This window comes from Curtobacterium sp. JUb34, assembly GCF_003755065.1.
GTDB lineage: Bacteria > Actinomycetota > Actinomycetes > Actinomycetales > Microbacteriaceae > Curtobacterium.
The window spans coordinates 484,623-508,082 of sequence record NZ_RJVH01000003.1 but is presented as its reverse complement, the minus strand read 5'-3'; the positions used below and the strand labels follow the sequence as shown (position 1 = coordinate 508,082).

The 23,460-nt window shown below is 71.4% G+C and carries 22 protein-coding genes; 12 read left to right on the top strand and 10 right to left on the bottom strand.

From position 1 onward, the window contains the following. Positions 1-122 precede the first annotated feature (122 nt). Together rpsO and EDF63_RS13530 are read right to left on the bottom strand one after the other, a co-directional pair. On the bottom strand, positions 123-392 hold the full coding sequence (gene rpsO / locus EDF63_RS13535) for a 30S ribosomal protein S15 (protein WP_070416523.1): 270 nt from the start codon (positions 390-392) through the stop codon (positions 123-125). 102 nt (positions 393-494) lie between these two features. Next, positions 495-941, bottom strand: a complete 447-nt coding sequence (locus EDF63_RS13530; protein ID WP_111084575.1) for a VanZ family protein — start codon at positions 939-941, stop codon at positions 495-497. A gap of 144 nt (positions 942-1,085) precedes the next feature. On the opposite strand from EDF63_RS13530, the gene EDF63_RS13525 reads away from it, so the two are divergent. From EDF63_RS13525 to EDF63_RS13515, 3 genes are read left to right on the top strand one after another with little or no spacing between them, the layout of a single operon-like run. Next, positions 1,086-2,141, top strand: a complete 1,056-nt coding sequence (locus EDF63_RS13525) for a glycoside hydrolase family 6 protein (RefSeq protein WP_123313514.1) — start codon at positions 1,086-1,088, stop codon at positions 2,139-2,141. 41 nt (positions 2,142-2,182) lie between these two features. After that, positions 2,183-3,250, top strand: coding sequence for a M4 family metallopeptidase (locus EDF63_RS13520; protein WP_123313513.1), 1,068 nt, complete (start codon positions 2,183-2,185; stop codon positions 3,248-3,250). Between the two features lie 29 nt (positions 3,251-3,279). Beyond that, positions 3,280-3,558 carry a protealysin inhibitor emfourin gene (locus EDF63_RS13515; RefSeq protein WP_123313512.1) on the top strand — a complete coding sequence of 93 codons (279 nt, stop codon included), beginning with the start codon at positions 3,280-3,282 and terminating at the stop codon, positions 3,556-3,558. A 152-nt stretch (positions 3,559-3,710) separates the two neighbouring features. Here EDF63_RS13515 and EDF63_RS13510 read toward each other — a convergent pair whose 3' ends face one another. From EDF63_RS13510 to EDF63_RS13500, 3 genes are all read right to left on the bottom strand, one after another. After that, positions 3,711-5,954, bottom strand: a complete 2,244-nt coding sequence (locus EDF63_RS13510) for an AAA family ATPase (protein ID WP_260233115.1) — start codon at positions 5,952-5,954, stop codon at positions 3,711-3,713. A 73-nt stretch (positions 5,955-6,027) separates the two neighbouring features. Then, entirely contained in the window at positions 6,028-6,864 is an 837-nt protein-coding gene (locus tag EDF63_RS13505; protein ID WP_123313510.1) for an aldo/keto reductase, read from the bottom strand. Further along, complete coding sequence (locus EDF63_RS13500) at positions 6,864-7,235, bottom strand: FKBP-type peptidyl-prolyl cis-trans isomerase (protein ID WP_123313509.1); 372 nt, start codon at positions 7,233-7,235, stop codon at positions 6,864-6,866. The genes EDF63_RS13505 and EDF63_RS13500 overlap by 1 nt, the downstream gene beginning before the upstream one ends. A 69-nt stretch (positions 7,236-7,304) precedes the next feature. On the opposite strand from EDF63_RS13500, the gene EDF63_RS13495 reads away from it, so the two are divergent. Next, the gene (locus EDF63_RS13495) at positions 7,305-8,624 is read left to right on the top strand and encodes an MFS transporter (RefSeq protein ID WP_123313508.1); all 1,320 of its coding nucleotides are present in this window, start codon (positions 7,305-7,307) and stop codon (positions 8,622-8,624) included. Positions 8,625-8,784: 160 nt separating this feature from the next. Continuing rightward, positions 8,785-9,873, top strand: coding sequence for a YihY/virulence factor BrkB family protein (locus EDF63_RS13490; protein ID WP_123313507.1), 1,089 nt, complete (start codon positions 8,785-8,787; stop codon positions 9,871-9,873). An 18-nt stretch (positions 9,874-9,891) separates the two neighbouring features. On the opposite strand, the gene EDF63_RS13485 is transcribed toward EDF63_RS13490, so the two are convergent. From EDF63_RS13485 to EDF63_RS13475, 3 genes are all read right to left on the bottom strand, one after another. Then, positions 9,892-11,382, bottom strand: a complete 1,491-nt coding sequence (locus tag EDF63_RS13485; protein ID WP_123313506.1) for an aspartate ammonia-lyase — start codon at positions 11,380-11,382, stop codon at positions 9,892-9,894. A 71-nt stretch (positions 11,383-11,453) separates the two neighbouring features. Further along, on the bottom strand, positions 11,454-11,750 hold the full coding sequence (locus EDF63_RS13480) for a hypothetical protein (protein WP_123313505.1): 297 nt from the start codon (positions 11,748-11,750) through the stop codon (positions 11,454-11,456). Then, positions 11,750-13,006 (bottom strand): inorganic phosphate transporter, encoded by a 1,257-nt coding sequence (locus tag EDF63_RS13475; protein ID WP_123313504.1) that lies wholly within the window; start codon positions 13,004-13,006, stop codon positions 11,750-11,752. Before EDF63_RS13475 ends, EDF63_RS13480 begins: the two co-directional genes overlap by 1 nt. Positions 13,007-13,123: 117 nt before the next feature. On the opposite strand from EDF63_RS13475, the gene EDF63_RS13470 reads away from it, so the two are divergent. The 3 genes from EDF63_RS13470 to EDF63_RS13460 are packed head-to-tail and all read left to right on the top strand — an operon-like array spanning position 13,124 to position 16,740. Continuing rightward, on the top strand, positions 13,124-14,812 hold the full coding sequence (locus tag EDF63_RS13470) for a sodium:proton antiporter (RefSeq protein WP_123313503.1): 1,689 nt from the start codon (positions 13,124-13,126) through the stop codon (positions 14,810-14,812). Between the two features lie 52 nt (positions 14,813-14,864). Then, positions 14,865-16,421 carry an ABC transporter permease gene (locus EDF63_RS13465; protein ID WP_123313502.1) on the top strand — a complete coding sequence of 519 codons (1,557 nt, stop codon included), beginning with the start codon at positions 14,865-14,867 and terminating at the stop codon, positions 16,419-16,421. A gap of 28 nt (positions 16,422-16,449) precedes the next feature. Next, on the top strand, positions 16,450-16,740 hold the full coding sequence (locus EDF63_RS13460) for a hypothetical protein (protein ID WP_123313501.1): 291 nt from the start codon (positions 16,450-16,452) through the stop codon (positions 16,738-16,740). Between the two features lie 6 nt (positions 16,741-16,746). Here EDF63_RS13460 and EDF63_RS13455 read toward each other — a convergent pair whose 3' ends face one another. Then, positions 16,747-17,265, bottom strand: a complete 519-nt coding sequence (locus tag EDF63_RS13455) for an 8-oxo-dGTP diphosphatase (protein ID WP_185021424.1) — start codon at positions 17,263-17,265, stop codon at positions 16,747-16,749. Positions 17,266-17,329: 64 nt separating this feature from the next. On the opposite strand from EDF63_RS13455, the gene EDF63_RS13450 reads away from it, so the two are divergent. Both EDF63_RS13450 and EDF63_RS13445 read left to right on the top strand, forming a co-directional pair. Beyond that, positions 17,330-17,680 (top strand): tryptophan synthase subunit alpha, encoded by a 351-nt coding sequence (locus EDF63_RS13450; RefSeq protein ID WP_123313499.1) that lies wholly within the window; start codon positions 17,330-17,332, stop codon positions 17,678-17,680. Positions 17,681-17,724: 44 nt separating this feature from the next. After that, positions 17,725-18,615 carry an aminodeoxychorismate lyase gene (locus EDF63_RS13445; RefSeq protein WP_123313498.1) on the top strand — a complete coding sequence of 297 codons (891 nt, stop codon included), beginning with the start codon at positions 17,725-17,727 and terminating at the stop codon, positions 18,613-18,615. Between the two features lie 104 nt (positions 18,616-18,719). Here the strand turns inward: EDF63_RS13445 and EDF63_RS13440 are convergent, their stop codons facing one another. Further along, positions 18,720-19,919, bottom strand: coding sequence for an amidohydrolase (locus EDF63_RS13440; RefSeq protein ID WP_123313497.1), 1,200 nt, complete (start codon positions 19,917-19,919; stop codon positions 18,720-18,722). 81 nt (positions 19,920-20,000) lie between these two features. On the opposite strand from EDF63_RS13440, the gene EDF63_RS13435 reads away from it, so the two are divergent. Together EDF63_RS13435 and EDF63_RS13430 are read left to right on the top strand one after the other, a co-directional pair. After that, complete coding sequence (locus EDF63_RS13435) at positions 20,001-21,245, top strand: Fic family protein (protein WP_123313496.1); 1,245 nt, start codon at positions 20,001-20,003, stop codon at positions 21,243-21,245. Between the two features lie 40 nt (positions 21,246-21,285). Beyond that, positions 21,286-23,433, top strand: coding sequence for a S9 family peptidase (locus tag EDF63_RS13430; protein WP_123313495.1), 2,148 nt, complete (start codon positions 21,286-21,288; stop codon positions 23,431-23,433). Positions 23,434-23,460: the final 27 nt, after the last annotated feature.

Below are 23,460 nucleotides of genomic sequence, written 5' to 3'. Positions count from 1 at the left end.
CGATGCGTTTGCATGAACATCGTACCGAACCGTGCGGCACGCGCAACCATTCCCGCAGAACGGAGAACGCCCCGGTCCTCTCGAGGAGGACCGGGGCGTTCGGTCAAGCCGTGGGGCGTCGACTAGCGGCGCAGGCCGAGGCGCTCGATGAGCGCACGGTAGCGGGCGATGTCGACGTCGGAGAGGTAACCGAGGAGACGGCGACGCTGACCGACCATGAGCAGCAGACCACGACGCGAGTGGTGGTCGTGCTTGTGCTCCTTGAGGTGCTCGTTCAGGTCGTTGATACGACGCGTCAGAACGGCGACCTGGACCTCGGGGGAACCGGTGTCGCCCGGGTGGGTCGCGTACTCTTCGATGATCTCCTGCTTGACCTTCGCGTCAAGTGCCATGCGTAGATCCCCTTTCAGTCCGTTGCGCGGTGCCCGTGCCTGATGCACGAGCGCTCTTTGTCCGCGGCCGTTCGACGGCAACCGCGCAAGACTACCAGAGTCCTAGGCCGTCCTGGCGCGCAGGCGACGACGACGCGGCGCGGGCAGCAGGCTGCGGACGAGCCCGACGAGCGTCGCGCCGAGCAGTCCGCCGAGGCCGTTCGACAGCACGTCGCGGGGGTCGGCGACGCGGTAGGGCAGGTAGGTGGCCTGCGCGAACTCGATGCCGGTCGACAGAGCGACCGCGACCAGGGCCCCGAGGATCCACCAGCGCCGTGGCAACCAGAGCGCGGCGAGCATGCCGACCGGCACGAACATCGCGATGTTGGCGAGGAACTCGGTGCGCTCGTACGTGAACCAGGCACCGTGCGGCAGCTGCTGGACCCAGGCGATCGCGTGCAGCACGAACGAGTTCTGTGCCGATGTGAACACCTGCGGGGTCAGCGTCATCCGCCAGATCACCCAGGCGTACGCCGCGGTCACGGCGAGGAGGAGGAGTCGACGGAACATCCCGGTATTGTGCAACACCGTCCTGCGCGGTCGCTGGAGCGCTCCTGGCAGAAGCCGTCGGCGGACCTGGACGAACGCCCTGGTGGCCTGGTCAGGACTCCCCCGCACCTGTCAGCATGGAGAGCGAACAGGGAGGACCGCCGGATGCCGGAGGACCAGGGGATGCGCAGGTCGGCGCGCCGGCAGTGGCTGTGGATCGCGGCCGCGGTCGTCGCCGTCGCCGCGGTGGTCACGACGCTCGTCGTGGTCGTGCCGCACGGCAGCGGGCCGGACGCCGACCCGACGGCGGGCGGACGTGACGTCGTGACGCGGAAGACCGTGGAGCAGGCGTTCCCCGGCGGCCTCGCGCACCAGCCGTCGGCGGTGAACCAGCCGGGCATCCGCGAGCGCCAGGCACGAGCCGCCGGACACGACGACACCGCGGCGCAGATCGCCCGCATCGCCGACCAGCCGATCGCGACCTGGCTCACGAACACCTCGCGGTCCGAGACGCGCGCGACCATCCGCGCGGTCGTCCGGAACGCCGAGCAGCAGCGGGCCACCCCGGTGTTCGTGCTGTACACCGTGCCGGACCGCGACTGCGGCAGCTACTCGAAGGGCGGCACGACCGACGACGCCTACCTGCCGTGGGTCCGGTCCGCCGTGCGGGCGATGGCCGGGTCCGGGGCCGTCGTGCTCGTCGAGCCGGACGCGATCGCGCAGATCCAGAACTGCCAGCGCCTGCGGGACTCCCGACTCCCCCTGCTCCGCAAGGCCGTGGACGCGCTGACCGGGCACGGGCTGACGGTGTACCTCGACGGCGGCAACGAGAACCGCGTCCCGACCGCGACGATGGCCGACTGGCTGCGGCAGGCGGGTGTCGATCGGGTGCAGGGCTTCTTCACGAACGTGTCGAACTTCTACCGCGTCGACCAGGAACGCGCCTACGCCGACGAGCTCGCCGACGCGATCGGTGGTGATCCGCACTTCGTCATCGACGTCTCCCGCAACGGGCAGGGCTGGCGCGGGACCTGGTGCAACCCCGAGGGCGCGGGGCTCGGCCAGGCTCCGCACGTGACTGGCGGATCGAGCCGACTCGACGCCCTGCTGTGGGTCAAGACGCCGGGGCTCAGCGACGGCACGTGCAACGGCGGACCGGCCGCCGGACAGTGGTGGGAGTCCTACGCGCTCGGTCTCGTCGAGAACCGCAAGCGCGACTGACCCGTGGCGGGGGTGTCGGTGCCCGGTGGTTGCATGAGCGCATGACCCCGACCGACAGCCGGCGTTCCGTCGTCCCGCCCTACCTGCTCCACGCCGTGGCCCAGGCGGCAGAGTTCCCCCGCGCGGCATCGGCCGCCCGTACCGCGCTGGCGTCGCTCGAGCTCGTGCAGACCCCGAAGCACCGGCACCTGGTCGCCCCGCGCGGCGTCAGTGCCGGCGTCGACGGCAGCGGCACGGTCGACCGCTCACCGCAGCGCACGATCGCCGATGCCCGCGGCACGACGACCCTGCCGGGCACGGTCGTCCGGAACGAGGGCGACCCCGAGACCGGTGACGCGGCCGTCGACGAGGCGTACGCCGGACTCGGCGCGACCCACGCCTTCTGGCTCGACGTCTTCGGCCGGGTGTCGATCGACGGCGCCGGGCTCCCCCTCGACGCCACGGTCCACTTCGGGCAGGACTACGACAACGCCTACTGGGACGGCAGCCGGATGGTGTTCGGTGACGGCGACGACGAGGTCTTCCGGCGGTTCACGATCGCCCTCGACGTCATCGGTCACGAGCTGGCGCACGGCGTCACGCAGTACACGGCCGACCTGACCTACCAGGGACAGTCCGGGGCGCTCAACGAGTCCGTCAGCGACGTGTTCGGCTCCCTCGTGGCCCAGTACGCGGCCGGGCACACCGCCGAACAGGCGAGCTGGCTCATCGGCGAGGGGCTCTTCACCGACGCCGTCCACGGCGACGCCCTGCGGTCGATGCGGGCACCCGGTACCGCCTACGACGACCCGGTGCTCGGCAAGGACCCGCAGCCCGCGACGATGGCCGACTTCGTCGTGACGACCGACGACGCCGGCGGGGTGCACACCAACTCCGGCATCCCGAACCACGCGTTCTTCCTGGCCGCGACGGCGATCGGCGGGTACGCCTGGCAGGGTGCCGGTGCCGTGTGGTGGGACGCCCTGACCTCGGACGCCGTCACCGCCTCGATCGACTTCGCCGGGTTCGCCGCCGTCACGATCGACGCCGCCGCCACCCGGTTCGGCGACGGGGCAGCGGAACACGCGGCGGTGCAGGACGCCTGGCGGACGGTGGGCGTCCTCGCCTGAGCACGCCACCGGCGCGTACGGTCGGGAGCATGCGCATCGAGGTCCGTCGTTCCGGGGGCTTCGCCGGCACCACGCGGCGCTGGCGGGTCGACACCGACACGAGCGGTGACCCCGCGGCGTGGTCCGAGGTCGTCGACGCGCTCCCTCGCACCGCCGCGACGGAGTCGCCGTCCGGGCCACCCGTCCCCGACGACTTCACGTGGACGATCACCGTCGAGCGCACGACCGTGACGATCCCGGGCCGACGCCTGGACGGACCGTGGGCCGACCTCGTCGCGCGCGTCCGCTCTGCAGGCGACCCGTCGTGAGACGGCGGGGGTGTGGCGAAGTCGCCACGGGCCTCCCGTCCGCACCGCGTCCGCCGTACCGCCGCGGATCGTGAGCAGGAATGGTCGCGTCCGCGCTGCCGACCCGACCATTTCTGCTCACGAAGTGGCCGCGGGAGCGCGCGACCCGCGGGTCAGGCGACGTCGATGACCGTCAGGCGCCGTGTCGGGCGGGTCATCGCGACGTAGACCGCGGCAGCGGGGCGCGCGGCGTCGCCACCGACACGGTCGGGGTCGACGAGCAGCACGCCGTCGAACTCGAGGCCCTTGGCGTCGGCCCCGGTCAGCACCGTGAGCGACCCGGCGTGCGGCGCGGCGAGACCGCGCACGTCGGCCTCCGTGCGGGCGAGGCGCTGCCGGACGGCGTCGACCTCGGACTCGGGGACGATGACGCCGATCGTGCCCGCCCCGATCCGCTCGCGTTCGGCATCGGCGACCGACACGACGGTGTCGAGCAGGTCGGCGCGGGCGACGCGGACGCGCTCGACGGGATCGCCGTCGCGCACGGCCTCGTTCCGGGTGACGGTCAGGCCGGCACCGTCGGCGAAGACACCGGCGGCCTCGACGATCGACCGCGGGGTGCGGTAGTTCACGGTGAGCTGTTCGATGCGGTGGTCGAGCGGCACGAGCGGCGCCCGGCCACGGCGACGACGGGCCAGCGCGCCGAGCACGTCGTCCCAGGTGCGCGCGGCCCCGGGCGAGGAACCCTGCGCCATGTCGCCCACGATCGTGAAGGACCGCAGCGGGTTGCGGCGGGCGAGCACGCGCCACTGCATCGGCGACAGCTCCTGCGCCTCGTCGACCACGATGTGCCCGTAGGTCCACTCACGGTCGTCGGCCGCGCGTTCGGCCGTCGACCGGGGGTCGCCGCCCTCGGCGAACGAGCCGGCCACCTGTTCGGCGGTGACGATGCCCTCGACGCCCATGTTCTCGATCGCCTGGCGGGCGTTCTCGATGTCACGGTTCCGACTGGCCTTCGCCGCGCGCTTGGCGGCGCCGCCGGTCGGGTCGAACGGGCCGAGCAGTTCGGCGGCCTCGTCGAGCAGGGGGACGTCCTCGACCGTCCACGCCGCACCACGGGCACGGTGCAGCAGGGCGCGGCGCTCCGGGGTCCAGTCGGGGGTCAGCGACGCGAGCCAGTTCGGGCGGGCGTACAGGTCCTCGAGGAACTTCTCCGGCGGCAGCGGCAGCCACGCGGTGTTGAGCAGCACCCGGGCGTCGTACGAGCTCCGGATGTCCTCGCGCAGGACCTTCTCGTCGGCCTCGTCCACCGTCGTCCCACGCTCGCGCAGCTGGTCGGCGAGCAGCCGGGTCATCGCGTCGAGCGCGAGCTTGTTGAACGTCACACGCGCGGCGTTGTGGGGCTTGCCGCGGTCCTGTGCGCGCTTCATCGCGTCGGCCACGAGCTGCGGCGGCACGACGAGCCGCTCGCCCTCGACGTCGAGCGTCACCGACTCGGTCGGCACCACCTGACGGGAGCGCACCGCGCGGCGCAGGAGTGCGGCCGTCTGCGCGGAGCCCTTCACGGCCGCGACGTCGCGGGCGTCGTGCGTCGTCGCGTGCACACCCGGGTAGAGCGACCCGAGCGAGGCCATCACGACGCCGGTCTCGCCGAGCGACGGCAGGACCTGTTCGATGTACGTCAGGAACGCCGGCGACGGACCGACCATCAGGACCCCGGAGCCCCGCAGCCGCTCGCGGTACGAGTACAGCAGGTACGCGGCACGGTGCAGCGCCACGGCGGTCTTGCCGGTGCCGGGGCCGCCCTGCACGATCAGGACGCCCTCGAGCGGGGAGCGGATGATCCGGTCCTGCTCGCCCTGGATCGTGGCGACGATGTCGGTCATCCGGCCGGTGCGTTCCGCGGTCACCGCGGCGAGCAGCGCCCCCTCGCCCTGCAGGTGGGTGCGTTCGTCGTCGTAGAGCGCGGCGTCGAACACCTCGTCCTCGACACCGACGACCCGACGACCCTCGAGTGACAGGTGGCGGCGCGAGCGCATCCCCATCGGGTGCGCCGCGGTGGCCTGGTAGAAGGCGCTGGCGCCGGGCACGCGCCAGTCGAGCAGCAGCGGGCGGTGGTCGGCGTCGCGGAGCCCCACCCGTCCGATGTACCGGAAGGCGTCCTCGGCGCTGTCGGGCTCGGAGACCTCGAGCCGGCCGAAGACCAGACGGTCCCCCACACGCTCGAGCGTCGCCACGGTGTCTTCGTAGAGCCGGGCGTACGCATCGCGCTCGCTGCGGCTCTGGTGGTTCCCGCCGACCGCCTGACGACGGGTCTCGGCGAGACGCTGCTCGGCCTCGGCGGTCAGCTCGTCGAGACGGCGGAAGAGGCCGTCCACGTAGCCGCGCTCGCGGTCGATCTCGGTCGGTTCGGACACACGCAACCCTTCGGGAAGAGGGGAATCCAGTGTACTGCCCGCTGGAGCCCCGCAGTTCCCGAAGGGTCGTCGCTCACATCTCTTCGTGCGTGTCCGGGTCGGCGTCCCAGAGCCGGCCGCGCTCGAGGCCGGAGATGGCCTGCACCTCGGCGTCGGTCAGCTCGAAGCCGAACACGTCGAGGTTCTCGCGCTGTCGGGTGGCGTCAGCCGACTTCGGCACCGGCACGGCGCCGAGCTGGACGTGCCACCGCAGCACGACCTGGCCGGGGGTCACGCCGTGGGCCGCTGCGGCGTCGGTGATCGGCTGCTCGGTGAGGAGCTCCGAGCGGACCGCGAGCGGGCTCCAGCTCTCGGTGACGATGCCGAGCTCCTGGTGCACCTTCCGCAGTGCCGCCTGCGGGAAGTACGGGTGGAGCTCGACCTGGTTCACCGCCGGTGCGACGCCGGTCGCGTCGATGATGCGGCGCAGGTGCTCCGGCGTGAAGTTCGAGACGCCGATCGAGCGGACCTTGCCGCTGTCGCGCAGGTCGACGAACGCCTTCCAGGTGTCGACGAACTTGTCCACCGACGGGTTCGGCCAGTGGATCAGGTACAGGTCGACGTGGTCGAGCCCGAGGTTGACCAGGGTCTCGTCGATCGAGCGGTGCGCCTCGTCGTAACCGTGGTGCCGGCCGGGGAGCTTCGAGGTGACGACGAGGTCCTCGCGCGCCACCTCGGACTCGCGGACGGCACGGCCGACGGCGTCCTCGTTGCCGTAGTTCAGTGCGGTGTCGAGCAGCCGGTAGCCGCTGGCGATGGCGGTGCCGACCGCGGCCGCACCCTCGTCGCCGTTCAGCCCGTAGGTGCCGAGGCCGAGCTCCGGGAACCGGTGACCGTCGTTCAGCTCGATGGTCGGGGCACCGACCTGCATCAGCGCACCCCGAGCAGGTCGATCACGAAGATCAGGGTCTTGCCGGACAGGAAGTGGCCGCCACCGGCGGGACCGTAGGCGAGCTCCGGCGGGACGACGAGCTTGCGGCGGCCGCCGACCTTCATGCCGGGGATGCCCTCCTGCCAGCCGCGCACGAGCGCCGCGAGCGGGAAGTCGATGGGCTCACCGCGGTTCCACGAGCTGTCGAACTCCTCGCCGGTCTCGTACTCGACGCCGGCGTAGTGGACCTTGACGGTCGACCCGGCGCTCGCGACGTCGCCGTCACCCTCGACGATGTCGGTGACGACGAGGTCGGTGGGGGCCGGGCCCTCGGGCGCGTCGAACTCGGGCTTGCTGTTGAGGTCAGTCATGCGATCCAGTCAACCAGAGCGCGGCAACGGCAGACGCAACGACCGTCCAGGCCGCAGAATGGTTCCACCGTGACACGACCCACTCCCGCACCGCCGCGCCGCCGCCTGCTCGCCGACCTCACCCCGCTCCGCCGATCCCCCGCCTTCGCCCGGCTCTGGGCGGGCACCGCCATCGCCGGGATCGGCACGCAGATGACCACGGTGGCGGTCGGGCTCGAGGTGTACGAGATCACGCACTCCACCTTCGCCGTGGCGCTCGTGGGGGTCATCGCCCTGCTGCCGATGGTGGTCGCGGGCCTGTACGGCGGCATGCTCGCCGACGCCTTCGACCGGCGCACGGTTGCGCTCGTGTCGTCGATCATCGCCTGGGTCGCGGTCGCCCTGATCGCCACCCACTCGTGGCTCGGGCTGCACAGCGTCGCCCTGCTCTACGTCCTGGCGACCGTGAACGCCGTCGCCGCGACCGTGAGCAACGCCTCGCGCTCGGCGATCGTCCCGCGACTGGTCGGCACGGACCTGCTGCCCGCGGCGAGCGCCCTGGGCGGGATCGCCTCGGGCTTCCAGGTCACGGTGGGTCCGGCGGTCGCCGGTGTGCTGATCGCGAGCGTCGGGTTCGCGCCGACCTACACGATCGACGTCGTCCTGTTCACGTTCGCGTTCCTCGGGGTGTTCACGCTGCCGCGGATGGCCGCCGACCACGGTGCGCTCCGCCCGGGGCTCAGCTCGCTCATCGAGGGTGCGAAGTTCCTGCGGCGGTCGCGCAACATCACCATGACGTTCGTGCTCGACATCGTCGCGATGACGTTCGGGCAGCCCCGCGTCCTGTTCCCCGCGATCGGGGCGCTGGTGATCGGCGGCGGATCGATCACCGTCGGCACGCTCACGGCCGCGTACGCGATCGGTGCGCTGCTGTCGAGCGTCTTCTCCGGGCCGCTCGGGCACGTGCGCCGCCAGGGCGAGGCGGTCGGCTGGGCCATCACGGCGTACGGCGGCGCGATCGCGGCGTTCGGTGTAGTCATCGCGCTGGCGCACGTGCTGGGTGGGCGCTCGGGCGAGGCGTTCGGTGTCGAGATCCTGCCGGCGCTCGGGCTCGCGGCGCTGTTCCTGGCGATGGCCGGCGGTGCGGACAACGTCAGCTCGGTGTTCCGGAACACGATCCTGCAGGCGGCTTCGCCGGACGGCATGCGCGGTCGACTGCAGGGCATCTTCATCGTGGTCGTCACCGGAGGCCCGCGGCTCGGTGACCTGTACGCCGGCCTGGTCGTCGCGGCCGGCATCGCGTACCCGCCGATCATCGGCGGCGTGCTCATCGTCGCGCTCGTCGCGCTGCTCCTCCGCCTGGTCCCGTCGTTCCGCCGCTACGACGCCCTGCACCCCCACGCCAACTGACGGCCGCGCGGCCGCAGCAGCGGACCACCCCCTTCCGCGAAAGCGACAGATCTGCGCGAACCCTCCGCGGACGTCTGTCGCTTTCGCGAGACGGACGGGAGGCCCGTGGCGGGCCCGCCACGGGCCTCCCGTCCGCCAGGCGTCGGGTACCGTACAACGCATGCCGGACAGCGCATCGCGCGATCTCCAGCGGACGGGAGTCCGCGCCGTCGTCCGGCGCACCTACCACTCGGTCATCCGGCACCGCGTCGTCGACGCGGCCGCGTCGCTGACGTTCTTCGCACTGCTGACCGTGTTCCCGACGGCGCTGACGGTGGTGTCCGCGCTGTCGATCGTGGACCGCGAGGGCGACAGCCTGTCCGACATCATCGGCGTGCTCGGGTTCATCCTGCGACCGGAGACGGCGGAGCACCTCGAGACCCCGCTGCGGCAGCTGCTGACCCTCGACAACCCGTGGCTCGGCTTCGCGATCGGTGTCGTGCTGACGCTGTGGTCGCTGTCCGGGTACGCTACGGCGTTCGGGCGCGCCATGAACACCTCCTACGAGGTCGAGGAGGGGCGGCGGATCTGGAAGTTCCGCAGCATGATGCTGCTCGTCACGCTGCTCGTGATGGTGGGCGGGGCGATCGCGATCGTCATCCTGCTCGGCACCCCGACGATCTCGGCGGCGCTCGTCGCCTCGTTCGGTTGGGCGCCGTGGATCGACGACGTGTGGAACGTGGTGAAGTGGCCCGTGCTCGCCGCCGACCTGGTCGTGATGGTCGCGGTCCTGTACTACGCGACCCCGAACGTGAAGACGCCACAGCTGCGGTGGGTGTCCGCCGGTGCCGCGTTCGCCATCGTCACGTGGGCCCTGGCGACGGTCGGCTTCGCGGTCTACGTCGAGACGATCGGCGGCGGCGGCAACCGTGCGTACGGGTGGCTCGGCGGCGGGATCCTGCTGCTCGTCTACCTGTACATCTCGAACTTCGTGCTCGTGGTCGGCGGCGAACTCGACTCCGAGGTGATCCGGATGCGGCAGCTCCTCGCCGGCATCGAGGCCGACGAGTCGATCCGGTTGCCGCTGCGGGACGTGACGCGGAACTTCACGCTGGCCCGCTGGCGCGACGCCGACATCGCGGCTGCTCGGCACGTCCGGAGCGTCGCGGCGCAGGTCGCTGCCGACGACGACGCCGAGCCGACCCCGGCGCAGGAGCACCTGCGCGACGTCGCGCAGCAGGTGCGCGTCGGCGAGGCACCGATGCCGTGAGGCGGTTGCGCGTGGGCTTCAGCGCTCGCGCGCCGCTTGGTCCAGCATCTCCTCGGTGACCACCGGGATCGCACCGGTCGCGAGCTCGATGCCGGACAGCCGCGCCGGGCTCAGCACACGCTGCACCTGGTCCTCGTCCATCAGACCGGCCGCGACGACGAGCGTCGAGATCGGCGTCGACGTCGTCAGTGCCGTGTGCGCGATCGACGCCGCCGCCGCGTAGCCGATGTACGGGGTGAGCGCCGTGACCACCCCGACGTTCGTGTCGACCTGCGCCGCGAGCTTCGCCTCGTTCGCCTCGATGCCGGTCACGCAGTGCTCGCGCAACGTGGCACAGCCCCGGGACATCCACTGCAGCGACTGGAGGATCGAGTGCGCGATGATCGGCTCGAACGCGTTGAGCTGCAGCTGGCCGCCCTCGGCCGCCATCGTCACCGTGGTGTCGGCGCCGACCACGGCGAACGCGATCTGGTTCACGACCTCGGGGATCACCGGGTTCACCTTGCCCGGCATGATCGACGAGCCCGCCTGGCGCGCCGGCAGGGTGATCTCGCCGAGTCCCGCCTGCGGCCCCGACGCGAGCAGCCGCAGGTCGTTGCAGATCTTCGAGAGCTTCGCGGCACTGCGCTTCACCGTGCCGGACAGGGTCATGAAGGCGCCGGCGTCGCTCGTCGCCTCGATCAGGTCCGGCGCCGTCACGACGTCGATGCCGCTGGCGTCCTGTAGCTGCCGGCGGACCTCGTCGCGGTAAAGCGGGTCCGCGGTGATCCCGGTGCCGATCGCCGTCGCGCCGAGGTTCATCTCGGCCAGCAGCGGCAGGACCTTGCGGAGCAGGTCGGCGTCCTCCTGGATGGTGTGCGAGAACCCGGTGAACTCCTGCCCGAGGGTCATCGGCACGGCGTCCTGCAGCTGCGTCCTGCCGACCTTGAGCACGTCGGCGAAGGCGTTCCCCCGCTCGGCGAACGCCGCGGAGAGCTGCTCGAGCTGCTCGATGAGCCGCCGTGCGGAGAAGATCATCGCGATCTTGATGCTCGTCGGGTACGTGTCGTTCGTCGACTGGCTGCGGTTCACGTGGTCGATCGGGTGCAGGTACCCGTAGTCGCCCCGCTCGCGGCCGAGGAGCTCGAGGGCCCGGTTCGCCAGGACCTCGTTCGTGTTCATGTTCGTGCTCGTGCCGGCGCCGCCCTGCACGACGTCGACGACGAACTGCTCGCGCAGGGCACCGTCACGCACCTCCTGCGCAGCACGGTCGATCGCGTCGGCGCGCTCCTCGTCGAGGACCCCGATCGCCCGGTTCGCCCGCGCCGCCGCCTGCTTCACGGTGGCGAGGGCCTCGATGAGGTCCGGGTACACCGAGATCGGCACCGACGTGATCGGGAAGTTCTCCAGCGCGCGCAGGGTGTTGATGCCCCAGTAGGCGTCGATCGGGACCTCGCGCGACCCCAGCGAGTCGCTCTCGGTACGGGTCTGCGCCCCTGCGGGGGCCTGTGCTGCTTCGTTGCCGGTCACACGTCGAGGCTAGCCCAGTCCGTCCGGCCGGTCCGGGACGAGCTCGGGGTGTGTGCGGGCCGGCGCCGGAGTCAGTGGAACTGGGGGACGATGAGGTAGATGCCGTACAGGACGACGGCGCCGCAGACCGCGTAGCAGAGGATCGCGAGCGCCCGGAAGGCACGAACCGCGGTCGACGCTCCGGCCGGGTTCGGGAACCCGGCGGTCGCCGGACCGATCGTGCCGTCGTCCTTCACGGTGAACTTGCCGGCACGGGTGTCCGCGGCGCTCCAGAAGCGGAGGCCGACCGAGTAGACGGCGACGACGAAGCAGGACGAGACCACGGCGACGAGCGCCACGGTGAGGAATGCAAACCAGTCGATACCCATCAGCGACGGCCTCCCTTGCGTGCGGCCATGCGGCGGAGCGTGCGCTCGCGGCTCAGTGCGGCGCGACGGTCGGCGACGGCGTCCGCACGCTTCTTGCGCTGCAGGTCGCGCAGTTCCTTGCGGGTGTACACGGCGTTCGCGGCGACGTCGACCTCGATGGCCGATGCCTGCTCGTGCGGCTTCCGGAGCGACCACAGGTACAGGCCGAGGATCACGGCGGCACCGACGACCGCGTCGATGACGAGCCCGACGACGCCGAGGCGTGCGATGCCCGACGCCACGGCGCCCACGGCTGCGGCGGCGGGCAGCGTGATGAACCAGGCGATGACGATCTTGCCGGCGGTGGACCACTGGATCTTCGAGCCGCGGCGGCCGAGCCCGGCACCGATGATCGAGCCCGAGGACACCTGCGTGGTCGAGAGCGCGAAGCCGAGGTGGCTGGACGCCAGGATCGTCGCGGCGGTCGACGCCTCGGCCGCGAAGCCCTGGGTCGCACGGATCTCGGTGATGCCGGACCCGAGGGTGCGGATGATGCGCCACCCGCCCGTGTAGGTGCCGAGGGCGATCGCCAGGGCACAGGCCACGACGACCCAGAACTGCACGCCCTGGTTCGACGACTGCGCCCCCGACGCGATCAGCGTCAGCGTGATGACACCCATCGTCTTCTGCGCGTCGTTCGTGCCGTGCGCGAGCGACACCATCGACGAGGTGAAGATCTGCCCGACGCGGAAGCCACCGCGCTCGTTCGGGAACACCGGGCGCTTCGTGATCCGGTACGCGATGCGTGTCGACAGGAACGACACGAGCGACGCGATCACCGGGGACGCGAAGGCGGGGATGATCACCACCGTCAGCAGCGCGACGTAGTTCACGGACTGGAACCCGGCGCCGACGATCGCGGCTCCGATCAGTCCGCCGAACAGCGCGTGCGACGACGACGAGGGCAGCCCGCGGAGCCACGTGATCATGTTCCACACGACCGCTCCGATGAGCCCCGCGAAGATCATCTCCGGTGAGATCGCGACGCCGCCCGGGCCCTCGTTGATGAGGCCGTGCGAGATCGAGGTCGCCACCGCGGTGCTGAGGAACGCACCGACGAGGTTGAGCACCGCGGCGACCGTGACCGCGACCTTGGGCTTCATGGCCCCGGTCGCGATCGGAGTCGCCATCGCGTTGGCGGTGTCGTGAAAACCGTTTGTGAAGTCGAAGAAGAGGGCCAACGCGATGACCAGGACGACTATGAGTGTGATGTCCACCGCGGGCCAGTGTTCCCCATCGACGGCCTCCGGAGCAAACCTGATCGGCAACCTGCTGTTCACCGGAGCTTCAGACTCGTTCAGATTCGGAACCATGCCGATGCGAGAATGAGTCCCATGGACACCGTCGAGCTCCTCATCCTGTTGGTCGGATCGCTCGCGGTGACCGGGTTCGCACGGGCGAAAGGACTCCCCGCTCCCCTGCTCGTGACGGCGGTCGCGCTCGCAGCGTCGTTCCTGCCGGGGCTGCCCGCGATGGAGATCGACTCCGAGGTGATCCTGACGGTGATCCTGCCGCCACTGCTCTACTCGGCGGCGCTCGACGTGTCGTGGCAGAGCTTCCGCACGTCGATCAAGCAGATCCGGCGTCTCGGCATCTTCCTGGTCATCGTGACGGCACTCGTCGTCGGCGCGGTGGCGTACTTCCTCATCCCGGACATGACCCTGCCGGCGGCGATCCTGCTCGGTGCGATCGTGGCCCCGCCGGACGCCGTGTCGGCCGCCGCGATCGGCCGCAAGCTCGGGCTCCCCCGCCGGGTGATGACGGTGCTGTCCGGCGAGAGCCTGATCAACGACGCCGCGTCCCTGACCCTGGTGCGCGTGTTCACGCTGATCATCGCGGGCACGTCGCTGACGATCTGGCAGGACCTCGGCATCTTCGGCCTGGCGATCGGCGTCGGGCTCGCCGTCGGCATCGTGCTCGGCGTCGTCGTGCACTGGATCCGGATGCGCCTGAACGACCCGGTGGTCGAGACGATCATGAGCATCCTGCTGCCCTTCGTCGCGTACATCCTGGCCGAGGACCTCTCCGGCTCCGGCGTCATCGCGGTCGTCACGGCCGGCCTGTACATCGGCTACAACTCGCCGAAGGAGGGCTACGCCACCCGGCTGCAGGAGCGCCCGCTGTGGACCAGCATCGACGTCATCCTCGAGGGCTTCGTCTTCGCCCTGATCGGCCTGCAGCTCAACACGGTGGTGCAGGACCTGGTCGAGAGCGAGCGGAGCCTCGGGCAGACGCTCACCGCCGCGGCCGTGGTGCTCGGCGTCGTGATCCTGGTGCGGCCCCTCTTCATCTTCGAGTCGTACGTGCGCAACCGCTTCAACGGGCGGTGGCTCCGTCCACTGCGCATCAAGCTGTCCCGCGGGCACCCGTCCCTGCGGTGGATGCGCGGTACGGCCGAACCGAAGCTCAACTGGCGCGAGCTGACCGTGATCTCGTGGACCGGCATGCGCGGCGTGGTCACCCTGGCCGCCGCGGTGTCGGTGGTCGCGAGCCCGACGCAGATCCCCGCACAGGACACGATCTTCATCATCGCGTTCTTCGTCACCGTCGGCACCCTGCTGCTGCAGGGCCTGACCCTGCCGTTCGTCATCCGCGCCCTCAAGGTGCAGGACCCGGCCGAGGGCGAGGAGGACGTCCGCAGCGAGATGCGCCTCAACCAGCGCACGACCGAGGCGGCGATCGAGCTGCTCGAGAAGCGCCGCCCGGACTGGTCGAAGCAGTACGGCGCCGTCGCCGTCGACTCCGTGGTGAACCGGCTGAAGGCCCGGCTCGAGCGGCAGGTCGAGACCTTCCGGCAGGACGCTCTCGAGGAAGAGGACGAGGAGCGGAACGCCCCGATGCGGCTGCGCGGTTCGCAGATCCAGGACATCCGGCGCGAGCTGCTCGACCGCCGACGCGAGATCGTGCTCGAGGAGCGCGAGAAGGGCAACCTCGACGAGGAGGTCATGCGCCGCGTGCTCGTGACCCTCGACGCCGAAGAGCTGGCGATGGACTCGGCGCAGGCCTCACGCAGCCGCTCCTGAGGGCCCCGGCGTATCCTGGCGCTCCGTCCGAGAACAGGAGCACAGCGCGAACGTGAGCACGCCGCGGAACGACGTCCCCAGGAACGACGACACCCCGGAACGTCCCGGAGCGTCCCGGCCGACGTCGGCACCGAAGCCACGCAGCACCCGGCCCTCGGCCCGCGGGACGAAGCCCCGTCGCGGCGCGAAGGTCGCCGGGTCATCCCGGCCGGCCCCGCGTCGTCAGGCGCCCGTCCCGGAGCCGCAGCAGCACGGCGCCTACCGCCGCTGGTACGCCACCCTGCACCCGTCGCTCCAGCTCATCGGCCTGCAGCTCTGGATGCCGCTCTTCTTCATCGTCGGCTTCTGCCTCTGCTACGTCTTCGCCTTCCACGCACCGCACCCGCACGACGTGCCGATCGCCCTGGTCGGCAGCGACCCGACGCTCGTCGCCGCCGTGCAGAAGGCGTTGCCGGGCGAGTTCGTCTTCCACACGTACGACTCGTTGGCCGCGGCGAAGCGTGACGTCCTCGCCGGATCGATGGCGGTCGCCTACGACCCCGCGACGAACGAGTTCTTCAAGGCGAGCGCACACCAGTTCCAGGTCGCGAGCCTCGTCCCGGCGACCCTCACCGCGGTCCTGACCGGCATCGGGGTCGCGAGTCCGACGGTCACCGAGCTCGCTCCCCTGCCCGCGTGGGACGAGTACGGCACCGTGCCGATGTACGTCATGCTCGCCTGGTGCATCGGCGGCTACATGGTCGCGATGTTCATCGGGATCATGGGCGGTCCGCTCCGGCACCGCACCCGCATGGCCGTCATCGTCGTCGGTGGCCTCGTCATCTCCCTCATCACGAACACGCTCGCCGGACCGGTGGTCGGTGCGATCCACGGCCACTGGATCCAGCTCGTGCTCATCGCGTGGGGGTGGATCGTCGCGATCGGTCTCGCCGTCAACGGGCTGAGCTACTTCGTGGGCCGGTTCATCGCCGCCCCCGCCATGATCTGCTTCGTGTTCCTGTCGATGCCGTCGTCCGGGGGCGCGTACCCGAAGTGGTTCATGCCGGAGCCGTTCGCCTGGCTCAACAACGTCGTCGTCGGGTCGAGCATGGTCGACATGATCAAGCACCAGATCTACGGCGTCGGTCCGGGCCCGGCGCGTGGCCTGATCACGATGGGCTGCTACGCCGCGGCCGGCCTGGTGCTCATGTACTTCGGCAAGAAGTGGTGGGAACGGCGCCGCATCCGCGCCATCGTCACCGGCCGGACCACGATGTTCCAGGACGCCAACACCGCGAACCGCGAGTTCCTCGGCAAGGAGCGCGACGCCGAGCTCGAGCGCCACGGCCTCGAGTCGACGGAGACGGGCACCCTGAGCGTCCTGAGCGACGACGACTGGGAGGACGCCCGCGTCGGCGGCGACGTCTTCACGGGCGGCCGCGACGGCCTCGAGACCGAGACCACCCCCACGGGCCGCATCCCGGTGCAGCGGCCGGGAGGCGCAGGGACCGGACCACGCACCCGTCCCGTCCCACGCACCGAGGGTTCCAGGGCCCCGGTCCGGTCCGACACGTCGGCTCGCGTCGAGGCCACGGACGACCAGCCGCACGGCCGGCACGCCGACCGGTGAGCCACGGCGGCCGGGTATCCTGGGTCGCATGAACCCCCGCATCACCTGGCACCGCGTCCTCGTCACCGTCGTCGTCGTGCTCCTCGTGCTGACGGTCGGCTTCTACGTCGCGAGCATCGTGCTCGCCCCCGCCGACGGCCGGAACACCGCCGGGCTCTTCGTCGGTTGGGCGATGTTCGCCATGGTCGGCGCGATCGTGTTCGGGATCATCGACTTCTTCGTCCGGCCCCTCGGTGGTCGGAGCGGCGACGCCGAGGTCATCGCCGCTGCCGAAGAGGCGCGCACCGGCAGCACCCGCACCCACCAGCAGACCCGCTGACGCGGACTACGCGGGTGTCTCGACGCCCGTCCCGGTGAAGCCCGCGACCGTCGCGTCGTCGTCGGCGAACGTGAAGCGTGCACGCACCGAACCCCCACGCAGCACCCCCGGCAGCCAGTACTTCGCGTCGTCCCACATCGCCCCGTAGGGGACGTCGGCGACGGGGATCCACCGCGGTTCGAGCTCGTCGGAGCCCGACGGGCTGCCCTGCCAGCGGCGGCACACGAAGACGTCCGAGACCTGGGACCAGGACGGTCGGTACGGGAACCGGTAGTCCAACGTGCCACGTGCCTCCAGGTCGACCGCGTCGAGCCGCAGGCCGACTTCTTCACGCACCTCGCGCACGGCGGTCTCGACCGCCGTCTCGCCGGGCTCACGCTTGCCGCCGGGGCCGACCAGTCGGCCCGTGCCGAGGCCGCGGCGCTTCTCGCCCAGCAGCACTTCGGGACCGTCCGCACCATCACGGAGCAGGTAGACGACGACCACTCGGGGGTGCTGGGACTTGCTCTCGTCGCGCGGGGTCACCCGTCCAGTGTGGCCGAAGAAGTGCCGTACGCTCTTCCCATGGCAGGCGGGCTGCGGGGGCACCATGGCTGAGCCCCGCAGGACCGGGCGCAGCCTCGAAGTGCTGCGCGCCGAGGCGGCCGAGGAGATCTCGATGCTCGTCGAGCACCGGAGCCGACAGGGCGAGGACCCCTGGGAGTTCATGCCCACGCTCCCCACGGTCGACGAGCAGGTCGTGCTCATCCTCCGGGCCGATGCGGTCGACCTCGACGCGGCCATCGGCAAGCGGAACGCGCAGTGGTCGATGCACCCCGCATCCGGTCAGGGCACGGCCCTCGGCGAGGAGTACCACCGGTTGCGCCGGATCGCGCTGCAGCACCCCGAACTGACGCAGGCGGTGTGGAAGCTCATGGGCGCGCTGCCCGACGCGAGCTGACGGCCGCACACCGCGCACGGACGCCCGTGCGGTTGGATGGGCACATGACCGAAACCGTGCTCGCGATCCTCAACCAGCCCTCCCGCGACGCCGCGCCGCACGACCCCGCTGCGGACGCCTTCACCTGGGCGAAGCCGCTCGAGGAGCACCTGCAGGTCCAGGACCTCGGCATCACCCGGGGCGACGGCGTGTTCGAGACCATCACGGTGGTCGACGGTCGCCCCCAGGCACTCGAGGCGCACCTCGCCCGGTTCGGCCGCTCCGCCGCGATGCTCGACCTGCCCGCGCCGGACCCCGACGCGTGGCGGCAGGCGATCGAGGCCGTCTGCGCGCGGCTCGACCCGGTCCGCGAGGCCTTCGCCAAGACCGTCCTGACCCGTGGTGTCGAGGGCACCGACCGCCCCACCGGGTGGGTGTACGCCGCGCCGTCCGTCGACTCCACCGCGGCGCGCACCGAGGGCATCTCCGTCGTGGTGCTGGACCGCGGGTACCGGCACGACGTCGAGCGCACCTCGCCGTGGCTGTTGCAGGGCGCGAAGACGCTCTCGTACGCCGTCAACATGGCCGCCCTGCGCGAGGCCGCCCGCCGCGGGGCCGACGACGCCCTGTTCGTGTCGAGCGACGGCTACGTGCTCGAGGGCACGCGCGCGAACCTGATCCTGAAGGTCGGCGAGCGGCTCGTGACGCCGCGCACCGACATCGGGATCCTCGCCGGCACCACGCAGGCCGACGTCTTCCGCTTCGCCGAGCAGGCCGGCATCGAGACCGCCTACGAGCTCGTCACCCTCGCCGACCTGCAGGCCGCAGACGCGCTCTGGCTCGTGTCGAGCGTCCGTCAGGCGGCGCCGATCCGTTCGGTGAACGGCGACACCCGGGCGATCGACGCGGACCTGACGGACCGCATCAACGAGTTCCTGCTGGCGCGCGAGGTCTGAGCCGGCCGGGTCCGCCGACCGTCACCACCCAGCGCCCCCACGGACGGGAGGCCCGGATCGCGACGTCCGGGCACGTCGCGATCCGCGCCTCCCGGCTCTCCCCGCTACCAGCGCGGGGTGGTGACGCCGACGCCGTCCGCCCACTCGAAGACGGGCTCGCCGTCGATCCAGACGCGCGTCGCGCGGCTGGTGGCGTCGAGCGGGTCGCCGTCCCAGAGCACGAGGTCGGCGTCGTAGCCCTCGGCGAGCCGTCCGACGCGGTCCCCGAAGCCCAGGAACTCGGCCGGGTTGACGGTGAGCGCCTCGAGCGCGGTCTGCGCGGGGAGGCCCTCCTTCACCGCGGCCGTCGCCTGGTCGACGAGCATGCCGATCGGCACGACGGGGGCGTCGGTGGTGATCGCGACCCGGACGCCGGCCGCGGCGATGGTGGCGAGGTTCGGGATGCCGCGGTCGCGGAGCTCCACCTTCGATCGGCTCGTGAACAGCGGGCCGTAGATGACCGGGATGTCCTTCTCGGCGAGCAGGCTCGCGATCTTGTGCGCCTCGGTGCCGTGGTTCACGACGAGTCGGTACCCGAACTCCTCGGACAGCCGGATGGCGGTCGCGATGTCGTCGTGGCGGTGGGTGTGCTGGTCCCAGACGAGCTCGCCGTCGAGGACCCGGACCAGGGCCTCCTTCGACAGGTCCCGCGCGAACGGCTCGCCCTTGGCCGCGGCGGCGTCGCGGGCGGCACGGTAGTTCTGGGCCTCGACGAAGGCGTCACGGATGATCTTCGCGACGCCCAGGCGCGTCGACGGTGTCTGGCCCTTGCCGCCGTACACGCGCTTCGGGTTCTCGCCGAGGGCGCTCTTGATGCTCACCGAGTCCGAGATGAGCTGCTCGTCGACGGTCCGGCCGCCCCAGGTCTTGATGGCGACGGTCTGGCCGCCGATCGGGTTGCCCGAGCCGGGCTTCACGACGATGCTCGTGATGCCGCCGGCGAGCGCATCGCGGAAGCCCTCGTCGTCGATGTCGATCGCGTCGATCGCACGGACCCCGGCCATGTTGGGGCCGGTCATCTCGTTCGTGTCGTTGCCGGCCTCGCCGTTTGCCTCCTCGTGGATGCCGACGTGGCCGTGCGACTCGACGAACCCGGGCACGAGCCAGGCACCGGCTGCGTCCACGACGGTGACTCCCGGTGGCGGTGTGACGTCCGGACCGACCGCCGTGATGCGGCCGTCCTCGACGACGACCGCGCCGCCGTCGAAGGCGGGGGCGGAGACGGGGACGACGTGGGCACCGGTGATCGCGAAGGAGTTGCGCATGCCACCAACGCTACGCGGGCGGCACACACGCGAAATACGAACTCCTGGCATCGGGCGTCCGGAGGTCTCTACGCTCGCGGCATGGCACATCGGATCGACCCCGCGGACCTCCACGGCACGTCGCCCGCACCCGGCAGCTGGCCCGTGCACGGCAGTGCGGAGCGTCCGTGGCGCAGTTCCCGTCGGGGCTCCCGCGACGACCGCATGACGACGTCCGTGCGGGTGTCGCTGCCGCCGCGGATCGCCCGGGTCCGGTGGGTGCCCGGCGACGCCACCGAGGCGCTCCTCGACCGCGCCGCGGCCGCGCTCCGCGCACTCGACGTCCACCACGGTTCCCGACTCGCGCCGCTCGGCTCGGTGATCGGCCGGACCGAGGCGGTGGCGTCCTCACGGATCGAGGACGAGTCCGCGTCGCTCGACGACTGCGCCCGCGCACTCGTGGGCATCCGCGCGAACCCGACTGCGACTGTCGTCGTCCGCGCCGTCGGTGCGATCGAGGGGTTGGTCACAGCAGCGGACACGGGCGTGATCACCGAGGCCGCGCTGCTCGAGGCGCACCGGCTGCTCATGCGCGACGACCCGGTCGACGGGCGGTACGCCGGGCGCTACCGCAGCGTCCAGAACTGGATCGGTGGCGGTGACACTCCGCGGCTGGCGACGTACGTCCCGCCTCCGCCGGAGCTCGTCGCGCCGCTCATGTCCGACCTCTTCGCGTTCCTGCACCGGACGCACCTGCACCCGATCGCCCAGGCTGCGATCGGGCACGCCCAGTTCGAGTCGATCCACCCGTTCACCGACGGCAACGGCCGGATCGGACGTGCGTTGATCAGCGCCGTGCTGCGCCGCCGGGGCGTCACGACGACGGTGACCGCACCGATCGCCACCGCGCTCGCAGCGGAACGGGGCCGGTACTTCCGGCACCTCGAGCGGTACCGCGACGGGGTCGTGGACGCCCTCGTGGCAGACGTCGCGATCGCCATCGGCACCGTGTGCGACGAGGCGACCGTGACCGCCCTGCTCCTCGACGAACACGCGGCCGACCGGGCTGCAGGGCCGTGCGCCGACGGGCTGCACGCGGTCGTCGGCCGGGCGCTCTCCGACGATCCGGTCCTGACGGAAGCCCACCTGCACGAGCTCGTCCCGGCCGGGGCCGCTGATGCCGTCGCCGCGGACCTCGTGCGGACCGGGGTGCTGCGTCCGGTCACCGAGCGGCGGCGCGACCGGGCCTGGGTGGCGCCGGCGGTGGTCGACGAGCTCGAGGCCTTCGAGCAGCGCGTGCAGGCTGCGGTCACCGGGCGATCGGACCCGGTCCGTGCGGTGGCATGACGCCCGGCTCGCCGCGGGGCGGTGCGAATAGGGTGGGACGGTGAGCACCGAGCACTCCCAGGCCACCCCTCCCACCGCCGCCAAGCGGCCCGTGACGCGGACCCACCACGGCATCGACTTCGTCGACGACTACGAGTGGCTGCGCGACAAGGAGTCGCCGGACACCCTGGCCTACCTCGAGGCCGAGAACGCGTACACCGACGCCGCGACCGAGCACCTCGCGCCGCTGCGCGACCGCGTCTTCGCCGAGGTCAAGAGCCGCGTCCAGGAGACCGACCTCTCGGTGCCGGTGCGCATGGGCGACTGGTGGTACTTCACCCGCACGGCCGAGGGCAGCCAGTACGGCGTGCACTGCCGCGCGCCGATCGCCGGTCCGGACGACTGGACCCCGCCGGCCGTCGTCGAGGGCGAGTCCACCCTGCCCGGCGAGCAGGTCGTGCTCGACGGCAACGCCCTGGCCGACGGCCACGAGTTCTTCTCGCTCGGCACCTACGACATCAGCGACGACGGCACCCGCCTGGTGTACGGCATCGACGTCGAGGGCGACGAGCGGTACACCCTGCACGTCCGCGACCTGACGACCGGCGCCGACCTCGGCGACGCCATCCCGAACACCGGGGCCGGCGCCACCTTCGACCCCGCCGGCCGGTACGTCTTCTACCCGACGGTCGACGAGTCGTGGCGCCCGGACAAGATCTGGCGGCACGCGGTCGGCGCGGCTGCGGCCGACGACGTCCTGGTGTTCGAGGAACCGGACGACCGCTACTGGGTCGGCGTCGGCGTGACCCGATCGTCGCAGTACATCGTCATCGAGCTCGGGTCGAAGATCACCTCGGAGGCCCTGGTGCTCGACGCAGCCGACCCCACCGGCGAGTTCCAGGTCGTCTGGCCGCGGCGCGACGGTGTCGAGTACGAGATCGAGCACGCCATCGTCGGCGGCAGCGACCGGTTCCTCGTGCTGCACAACGACGGCGCCGAGAACTTCGAGCTCGTCGACGTCCCCGCCGACGACCCGACGTCCGAACGTGACCGCCGCGTGGTCGTGGCGCACGACAGCGAGCGCCGCATCGAGTCCGTCGACGCCTTCGCCGGGCACCTCGCGCTCGAGTACCGCTCCGAGGCACTCCCGCGCATCGCGATCATCCCCATCGAGGGCGACGGGTACGGCGACGCGCACGAGGTCCCGTTCGACGAAGCACTGTTCTCGGCCGGGCTCGGCGGCAACCCCGAGTGGGACCAGCCGACGCTCCGCATCGGGTTCACGTCCTTCGTCACCCCGTCCGAGGTCAGCGACCTCGACCTGGCGACCGGCCAGGTGACGGTCCTCAAGCGCCAGCCCGTGCTCGGCGGCTACGACCCGGCCGACTACGCGCAGGAGCGCGACTGGGCCATCACCTCGGACGGCACCCGCGTCCCGATCTCGCTCGTGTGGCGCCGCGACGCCGTCGACGCGGACGCCCCGTCGCCGCTCCACCTGTACGGCTACGGCTCGTACGAGCACTCGATCGACCCGGGCTTCAGCGTCATGCGCCTGTCGATGCTCGACCGCGGTGTCGTCTTCGCGGTCGCCCACGTGCGCGGTGGGGGCGAGATGGGCCGCCACTGGTACGAGAACGGCAAGACCCTGACGAAGAAGAACACGTTCACCGACTTCGTCGCGGTCGCCGACCACCTGATCGCGTCCGGCCGCACCACCGCGGACCGGCTCGTGGCCGAGGGCGGCAGCGCCGGCGGGCTGCTGATGGGTGCGGTGGCGAACATCGCGCCGGACCGGTTCGCCGGGATCGTCGCCGCGGTGCCGTTCGTCGACGCGCTCACGAGCATCCTCGACCCCGACCTGCCGCTGACCGTCATCGAGTGGGACGAGTGGGGCGACCCGCTGCACGACGCCGAGGTCTACCGCTACATGAGCGAGTACACCCCGTACGAGAACGTCCGCGACGACGTGCAGTACCCGCGGATCCTCGCCGTGACGTCACTCAACGACACCCGTGTGCTGTACGTCGAGCCGGCGAAGTGGACCGCGAAGCTGCGCGAGGTCGGGGCGCCGGTGCTGCTGAAGACCGAGATGTCCGCGGGCCACGGTGGCGTGAGCGGTCGGTACGCCTCGTGGAAGGAGCGGGCGTTCGAGCTGGCCTGGCTGCTTGACGTGCTGGGTCTGGCGGACGAGGCACCTGCCGCGTCCTGACCACTTCGTGAGCAGAAATGGTCGGGT

Coding starts and splice junctions, on each gene's coding strand:
- rpsO (WP_070416523.1), bottom strand. CDS start 392: ATGGCACTTGACGCGAAGGTCAAGCAGGAGATCATCGAAGAGTACGCG.
- EDF63_RS13530 (WP_111084575.1), bottom strand. CDS start 941: ATGTTCCGTCGACTCCTCCTCCTCGCCGTGACCGCGGCGTACGCCTGG.
- EDF63_RS13525 (WP_123313514.1), top strand. CDS start 1,086: ATGCCGGAGGACCAGGGGATGCGCAGGTCGGCGCGCCGGCAGTGGCTG.
- EDF63_RS13520 (WP_123313513.1), top strand. CDS start 2,183: ATGACCCCGACCGACAGCCGGCGTTCCGTCGTCCCGCCCTACCTGCTC.
- EDF63_RS13515 (WP_123313512.1), top strand. CDS start 3,280: ATGCGCATCGAGGTCCGTCGTTCCGGGGGCTTCGCCGGCACCACGCGG.
- EDF63_RS13505 (WP_123313510.1), bottom strand. CDS start 6,864: ATGCAGGTCGGTGCCCCGACCATCGAGCTGAACGACGGTCACCGGTTC.
- EDF63_RS13500 (WP_123313509.1), bottom strand. CDS start 7,235: ATGACTGACCTCAACAGCAAGCCCGAGTTCGACGCGCCCGAGGGCCCG.
- EDF63_RS13490 (WP_123313507.1), top strand. CDS start 8,785: ATGCCGGACAGCGCATCGCGCGATCTCCAGCGGACGGGAGTCCGCGCC.
- EDF63_RS13480 (WP_123313505.1), bottom strand. CDS start 11,750: ATGGGTATCGACTGGTTTGCATTCCTCACCGTGGCGCTCGTCGCCGTG.
- EDF63_RS13470 (WP_123313503.1), top strand. CDS start 13,124: ATGGACACCGTCGAGCTCCTCATCCTGTTGGTCGGATCGCTCGCGGTG.
- EDF63_RS13460 (WP_123313501.1), top strand. CDS start 16,450: ATGAACCCCCGCATCACCTGGCACCGCGTCCTCGTCACCGTCGTCGTC.
- EDF63_RS13450 (WP_123313499.1), top strand. CDS start 17,330: ATGGCTGAGCCCCGCAGGACCGGGCGCAGCCTCGAAGTGCTGCGCGCC.
- EDF63_RS13445 (WP_123313498.1), top strand. CDS start 17,725: ATGACCGAAACCGTGCTCGCGATCCTCAACCAGCCCTCCCGCGACGCC.
- EDF63_RS13440 (WP_123313497.1), bottom strand. CDS start 19,919: ATGCGCAACTCCTTCGCGATCACCGGTGCCCACGTCGTCCCCGTCTCC.
- EDF63_RS13435 (WP_123313496.1), top strand. CDS start 20,001: ATGGCACATCGGATCGACCCCGCGGACCTCCACGGCACGTCGCCCGCA.